This window comes from Bacteroidia bacterium (genome assembly GCA_023228875.1).
Taxonomy (GTDB): Bacteria; Bacteroidota; Bacteroidia; order NS11-12g; family UBA955; genus JALOAG01.
Genome location: JALOAG010000038.1, coordinates 1 through 7,250, shown reverse-complemented (window position 1 = coordinate 7,250; position 7,250 = coordinate 1). Strand labels below are relative to the sequence as shown.

General features: G+C 37.8%; 9 protein-coding genes. 1 reads left to right on the top strand and 8 read right to left on the bottom strand.

The features are described from left to right. The coding region (locus M0R38_12650; protein MCK9482584.1) for a DMT family transporter at window positions 1-269 on the top strand (269 nt) is incomplete at its 5' end. Between the two features lie 39 nt (window positions 270-308). On the opposite strand, the gene M0R38_12645 is transcribed toward M0R38_12650, so the two are convergent. The 8 genes from M0R38_12645 to M0R38_12610 form a co-directional block, all read right to left on the bottom strand. Beyond that, a complete protein-coding gene (locus tag M0R38_12645; protein ID MCK9482583.1) occupies window positions 309-1,391 on the bottom strand; it encodes a hypothetical protein in 1,083 nt (360 codons plus the stop codon). Then, window positions 1,385-2,122 (bottom strand): outer membrane lipoprotein-sorting protein, encoded by a 738-nt coding sequence (locus tag M0R38_12640; protein ID MCK9482582.1) that lies wholly within the window; start codon window positions 2,120-2,122, stop codon window positions 1,385-1,387. The genes M0R38_12645 and M0R38_12640 overlap by 7 nt, the downstream gene beginning before the upstream one ends. Then, the gene (locus M0R38_12635; protein ID MCK9482581.1) at window positions 2,115-3,350 is read right to left on the bottom strand and encodes an ABC transporter permease; all 1,236 of its coding nucleotides are present in this window, start codon (window positions 3,348-3,350) and stop codon (window positions 2,115-2,117) included. Before M0R38_12635 ends, M0R38_12640 begins: the two co-directional genes overlap by 8 nt. Window positions 3,351-3,362: 12 nt before the next feature. Beyond that, entirely contained in the window at window positions 3,363-4,622 is a 1,260-nt protein-coding gene (locus M0R38_12630) for an FtsX-like permease family protein (protein MCK9482580.1), read from the bottom strand. Further along, window positions 4,619-5,302, bottom strand: a complete 684-nt coding sequence (locus M0R38_12625; GenBank protein MCK9482579.1) for an ABC transporter ATP-binding protein — start codon at window positions 5,300-5,302, stop codon at window positions 4,619-4,621. The genes M0R38_12630 and M0R38_12625 overlap by 4 nt, the downstream gene beginning before the upstream one ends. A 3-nt stretch (window positions 5,303-5,305) precedes the next feature. Continuing rightward, window positions 5,306-6,409 carry a slipin family protein gene (locus tag M0R38_12620; protein MCK9482578.1) on the bottom strand — a complete coding sequence of 368 codons (1,104 nt, stop codon included), beginning with the start codon at window positions 6,407-6,409 and terminating at the stop codon, window positions 5,306-5,308. 10 nt (window positions 6,410-6,419) lie between these two features. Beyond that, a complete protein-coding gene (locus tag M0R38_12615; GenBank protein MCK9482577.1) occupies window positions 6,420-6,824 on the bottom strand; it encodes a GntR family transcriptional regulator in 405 nt (134 codons plus the stop codon). A 96-nt stretch (window positions 6,825-6,920) separates the two neighbouring features. Beyond that, window positions 6,921-7,250 (bottom strand): EAL domain-containing protein (locus M0R38_12610; GenBank protein MCK9482576.1); only part of this gene is annotated, 330 nt, incomplete at its 5' end.

Here is a 7,250-nt window from a genome sequence, read left to right as displayed (position 1 = left end):
GGAACGTTTTGTTCCTCTCTTTACTACTTGGTTTAATGGCCACAAGCTTCCCCTTTTTCCTATTCACCACTGGTTCTAGAAAAATTGAGGCCTCCCACGCCTTTTTGTACAACTTAAGTGAACCAATCACAGCCTCTTTGCTGGGCTTTTTAGTTTTAAACGAGAAGTTAAGCAATACTGGAATTGTGGGGTATACTTTAGTAGTAGCAGGATTGTTGATCTTCTCTCTTTGGGAGTTTAGAAAACAAGAAGTAATGTTATCAGTGTAAGGTCCTTTTTACTTAAAAAGCTAACTTTAAAACTCTTACCTAAAAAATCCAAGAACTCCCAATTGTTAAAGAGAGTGAGGGAGGTGATAAAGGATTCGATGAGCTCCAAGCAAACAAATCTCTATCATTACCAGTGGCAACAGAGATGCTCCCAACAAGATTAAAAGCATCAAAGAGATTCCAATTCACCCCAATGGTGTTTAAGGTAGAAAAATCTAAAGGTGAAATAATTGATCGAAGGGTGAACGACAACGCTGGTGAATAAACAAAAACTAAATCTGGAAAAAGTAGCAACGTAGCACTATCATCGCTAACGGCACCCCATTTCCACGATCCAAGGGGTCTGCTCAAAAATTCCAAACGTAGTGTAATTGACCTTCCTAAGGGAAGTTCAACTAGATGAAACAAACCTCCACTTATTACCCACGACTCTTTAGTGGCTGGCAAATCAATAGATGTTGAGAAATACCAGTCCACAAAAAGGTTTCCTTGGAAACTAACATAAGGTTTATGAATACGCTGATCTACTTCTTCTCTTTTATGAGTGGCATAACCACCTTCCAATTTAACATTTTTTACTAGAGTGTAAAATCTAGCTCCAATAGATGTGTCGAGGGGGTTGTTTGATTCAGAGGCCATTAAGACAAGTTCTGCAAAAGAGAAAAAGCCCAATGGATAATTGATTGAAGCCAAGTAGCTGTTACTACTTCTCAGTTCAGTTTGAGTTAATGAGACTGAAGTGTCATTGCTCCCGTAAAGAACATCAGCAGCATTAAACAACACTCCATCTCCCCAAGAGAGTCTAGTCTTTCCTGCTGTAAGACGAAAAGAGGGGAATTTGGCCTTAAAGTAAGCTTTTTGTAATACATCATCCAATTTTGTTATTGGTTTTAAGGTATTGGCTTCAAGAACAACTTCTCCTCGAACATTTCCCTCTCTTTTGGATGAGAGAGAAATACTAAGGTCACTATTAAAAACACTATTCCAAGAATCAGAGTAACTATTATAAGTTAATGTTGGCACTAAGTTGATACTCACTATAGGGTTTTCTGCAGCTGCTATGGAGATTAAAGGTATAAGTACCACCAAAGTAAGAAAAGTTATCTTTTTAGGTTTTACCATGTTAGGTTCTCCAAAGTGAAGATTTTTTTATCAAGTTTCGGATTTGCTTCAAAAGAGTCGACACTCATAATGGTAAAAGAGTTTTTTTTCATCTTGTCTTCAATTTTACTCTCTTTAGGGAGTACTCTATCTCCCACACTAAAGGTTTTAAGCACTTCCATCTCTTTAAGAAGGCGTCCCTGTTTTGTATAATACTCCCCTTTCCACACCAAAAATGTTTGTTTATCTACCCAAAGTTTTTGAACAGGATAGGCAACTGAACGACTCTTTGCAGTTAGAGTTAAAACATAACAATCTTGTTCTTTAAACAACTCCTCTTTCTCTAGCTTTACTTGATAGTTATCTAATGTTGTTTTCTCTTCAGTCATATCTTCGTAGGAGATATCAGAGCCCAACATCGATTGACGCAAAGCTGCCCCTTGCATCCTGATAAGCTGTTCAGCATCTGGATAAAAGAGATAAAGACTCCCCTCAGTGCGAAGAATCTTCTGACCCCGTTCTGCTTTGCTGGTAAACTCAATTAAAGAATCTTTTTTCCCTTGGCTCCAAAAATTAAAAAGGGTAATTTTTGTACCAAAGCGGTCGGTAGTTTGGATTGAGCCTGTAGAGTGGGTGGTATCAAAGGTAGAAAGACTATCCATCTTTTCTACAATTTCTTCAGCAGTAAGGGCAAAAAGCTGTGCGGGGATAATTAAACAAAAGAGAAGTAAGTATAGTAATTTTTTATACATAGCGTAGAGCCTCCACAGGTTCTATTTTTGAAGCGCGGCGAGAGGGGATAAATGTAGATAGTGTCGATATCACTACAGCATAGAACCAAACAACAATAGTGGTTAAAATGTTTGTTTGAGGGTATAAGATTGACGACACCTCAAGATCTATGCCGCTCATAGCATCAGAGAAATTAAGTCCAATTTTTCCCATATAATAGGTGCCAATATAGCCAATAATTACCCCAACAGCAGAGCCAATAAGGCTAATAAAAAACCCCTCTAATAAAAAGAGTTTAGTCAGTTCGGATCCGTGCATTCCTAATGTTGAGAGCATTCCAATCTCACGCATCCTTTCAAATATAATCATCATTGTTGTGTTAATGATTACTGTACTACCTAAAACAAAAAAGAACATTGCTATAAAATAGTAGATAAATTTTGCAACTTTGAAAAATCCATAAAAATCGTTTAATTCATTCCAAGAGCGTGTATCAGTAACACTACCTACCTTAGTTTCAATCTCATTTCTAAGTTGCTTTGCCACTAGTTTTTCATCTGCTTTATCTTCAAGCATCAACAATATTTGTTGCACCTGCTGATCCATCCCTAAAAACTTCTGAACTTGCTCTATTGGGGCCCAAACAAAGTTCGCATTGAGAGCAGCTATAGGAAATCCTACAATCCCCACAATTTTAAAAGTGAAGGCATTGCTTCCACGTGCTGCTGTAGTACTAAGTAAAGTCACCTTATCTCCAACATTAAGATTCATCTCTCTAGCTAAAGCAAAGCCCATCAAAATTTCATTCTCTTTTTCTTGGGGAAGTCTCCCCTCTTGTAGTAGTGAAGAAAAATCGATGAAATCTTTTTCCCTTAAAAAATCAACTCCAACTCCCATAACTCCATGAGATTTTTCACCTAGGTACATGTTTGCTGGAAAGTTAATTCTAGCTGTAGAAGAGCGTACTTGATCGTGTGTATTTGCAATAGGCTCAATGCTCTTGTAATCAACTCCAAGGTGTAGCGGATTGTAGCGCTCATATTTCTCAAAGTCGGCATGTTGGATGCGAACTTCACCGGTATAATAAGATTTTAGATTGCTTGCCATATCGGCATCCATCCCATCGAGGAAGCCAAAGAGCATTACTATGCTCATTGCTGAGACAGCTATAGCAACTGCTGACAGAATTGAACGCCTAAGATTTCTAAAAATGTTCCTAAAGGCAATACTTGGAAGTTTTTTCATCATAATATGGCTCTCCTATTGGTAAGTTAGGCATGCAGGAATGTCCATCTTTAAAGCTCGCCTAATAGGTAGTAACGAAACAACCATTGAAAGAGTGATACCAGATACGAAAGCTATAATTAAGCTTTTGATGCTCCATGCCCCTCGCATTATATTTTGGATTCTATAACCAATATCTATATCACGAAAAAAGGCCCCATAATCTATTCCTATCTCAACCAAAAAGATGTTTAACACAACTCCCAATATAATCCCCACAATTGCACCCAAAAATCCAATGCCACCAGCTTCAAAAATGAAAGCTAGACGAATATGGTTCTCCTTCATTCCCATTGCTCTCATCATCCCCAACTCACGAGTTCTCTCATACATTGCCATAAGCATCGTATTGGAGATGCCCACCGCAGCGATGATAAACACTAAAAACAAGATAACTCCTGTCCCCCCCCTCTTTGCCTCTGCAATTGCTAAGTAATCCTTGGCCAACATTTTCCAACTTTGGGCTTGAAGATTGGTAAAACCTCCTTTATCAAGGATTTCTGCTATTTTAGTCACCTCATTATCAACATCTGCTCGTTCTGGTAGTTTGATATCTATTTCTGTAACTGACCCATCCATACCTAACACAGCTCCAACACTATCTATATCCATCATAAGAAGGGTGCGATTCACATTGGGATTTGGGCAGTTAACAATACCTACCACTTGCACATCTATTGCTTCAAAAAATCCCCCATTTCCCCGAGTTAGAAGGGTAACCCAATAGCCAATTTCAGCCCCTATATCTTCAGCAAGCCAAGAGCCTAAAAGGATACCATCCTCCTCTCCTTTGTTGAGAAATCTCCCCTCAATTAAGGTATCTTTGTAGTGAAACACTTCATAATCTTTTTCAGGATCAATGGCTGTCACCACTACAGGGAAGTTCCCATCTTCACCAAAGTCGTTGCTATAAAGAACCATGTCAGCTTTAAACACAATACGCTCTGTTGCTGTATACCCATTTTCTCCCAGCAACTTGGTTAACTGTGTTGATTTTTCAATTCCCTCTTTTAGAGGATAGAGCAATCTGTCAGGCCAATAATCTTTGTTGTGTATCCTAACGGAAGAGGTTTCATACCAAATTAGGTTCCGCTCTGACTCTATTTCGACCCCTAAAAGTAATGAATCAACTAAAATATACATCATTAGACCAATGGCTATAGCAATAGCCGTGACAGCTGTGCGTCTTTTATAGCGATTTAGGTTTTTCATCGCTAAAGTAAAGATGAATTTCATCCACCCCTCCTCTCATCGCTGATGATAAGTCCATCATGCAGCTGTACAAGACGAGATCCGTAGTCCATCACCATCTGATCGTGTGTAGAAAAAAGGAAAGTAGTTTTATACTTCTCATTCATCTTTTTCATAATTTTAAGAATTTCTTCTCCAGTTTTAGAATCTAGGTTAGCTGTTGGTTCATCAGCAAGAACTATTTGGGGATTCTTAATCAGTGCACGAGCAATGGCAACCCGTTGTTGTTGTCCACCACTGAGTTTGCCAGGACGACGATTCTCCATCCCCTCTAAACCCACCTCTTTTAGCATAGCCATAGTTCGCTCTTTAACTTCATTCTCATCAATATTGAGAATTGAGAGGACAAAGGCAACATTTTCATAGGCACTAAGAACAGGTATAAGATTGTAAGTTTGAAAAATAAAACCTAAATTGTGTCTTCGGTAGTCAGTCATCTCTTTTTTACCCATCTTAGTAACAGCTTCTCCATTGATGATTATTTCACCCTCATCAATGGTGTCTATACACCCAATGAGATTCAACAGTGTGGTCTTTCCTGAACCTGATGGGCCAGCGATAGACAAAAACTCCCCATTATCAATCTCTAATGAGACCTGCTTCAAGGCTTTAACTACTGTCTCTCCTGTTTTGTAATTACGTGATACTTTTTTTATACTAATCACAATCTACTCCTCTTCGCCGGTTTTTAATGACTTTGTCTTCTCTTTCATTTCTTCATATTTTTGAATAGCTGTAGCTCCTAAAACTGAGCCTAAATCCATGTGGTCTAAAATAGAAGCTGGTAAAAGCATCATCGAGCTATTTTGTCGAATTCCTTCATAAATCATATTCATTGATCTCAACTGAAGGGCAGTTGGATTCTCTTTGTAACGTTTGGCAGCTATTTCAAATTGTTTGGCAATCTCCACTTCTGCTTCTGCTAAAATTATTCTTGATAGTTTTTCACGTTCAGCTTGAGCTTGCTTACTTAGTGAATCCTCTAACTCTTTTGGGATAATGATTTCTGTTATTTCAATAGAGAGAATAGTCACACCCCAAGCATTAGTTTTTTCATCAAGTATTTTTTGAATCTTTTTCCCTAACTTTTCCCGTTCGGAGAGCAAAGAGCTTAAATCGTACTTCCCAATTGCATCTCTTAATGCAGACTGGGCAGAAAGAACAACTGCTTCAACATAATTTTCAACTTCTAAAATAGCCATTTTAGCATCCCAAATCATCCAAAAAGCAAGAGCATCGACATGAACAGGGACCCCATCGCTAGTTAAAGTTTTCTCAGCACTAAAATCGGTCACCCTAATACGAGTGTCGACAAATTCAACAATGCGATCTATTAGAGGCATTAGCACTAGCAGCCCAGATCCTCCAACTTTTTTAAATTTTCCCATACGTAATATCACCACTTTGTCCCAGTGGGTGATAAGCTGTATTGAAGCTGAGAAAAACATTCCTATAGTTCCAATTAGTGCCAGTGCATATAGCTCAATGGTTAACAACCCAAAAAGTATAAACCAAATAGCACTACTTAACAAAATTATAAAAATCCACTTTGGAATTAAGATTAGTAAACAAGCAGCTACGACTATTATTGCACCAAGATGTATTACGATCTGAGTAGGAATCAGAGGGGAAATTCTAAGTTGCACCGCTATGCCTATACCTACAAATAGTGTTAGAACGAGTAAAGAGATAACTCCATATGAAAAATCGCGTGAAATAGAAAATGTTTTTAGATTTTTTATGCGACTATATTTTTTATTAAAAATTTTCATCCTTACCCCCTTATGGTAAATTAAGATTTTCTAAATCTCGAATATGATCCAAAATCTCCTCAATAGAAAACCCATAGGAGGTTGCTTTTGTAATGTATGAGCGGGTTATTTCAGAAAGAATTCGCTCCCTCTCCACTGCATCAATAGAGATTTTTTTATCGCTGATAAAAGTTCCCGAACCTTGTTGAGTTACTACAATGTCCCGTATCTCCATCTCACTATAAGCGCGAGCAACAGTATTGGGATTTATACTAAGTTCTACAGCTAAACTGCGAACTGTAGGTAGTTGAGCCCCCTTCCCAAGGCGCCCATCTGCAATAGCCATCTGCACTTGAAAAATTATTTGCTTGTAGTAGGGGACACCACTTGTAGTATCTATTGAGAACATTATGGATGGTTTTGTCTCTTTTCTCATACTCTTACAGTTATTGTACTAGTGCACTAGTACAATAGTCAACTATTTTTTAGTGAAAACTAAAAAGATAGAGTAAGTTTATTGAGTAATTACTCTTTAATCGTTATGCCTTTTAAACAATTTCTTAAAATCATCTTCCTTTAGAGCTTTAGAAAAATAGAAGCCTTGGTAAAAGTCAACTTGTAAGCTCTTAACAAAGTTTAGTTGCTCTTTAGTCTCAATTCCCTCAATCAAAGTTGGTATTTTCAACTCTTTTGCCATTCTAACCATCGCTTTTAAAATTACCCCATCATCGTTAACTGGATAATCTTTAATAAATGAGCGATCTATTTTTATTAAATCTAACTCTAAGTCGTGAAGATAACTTAGTGAGGAGAAGCCTACTCCAAAATCATCCAGGGCAACTTTTATATTGTGCTCTCTAAG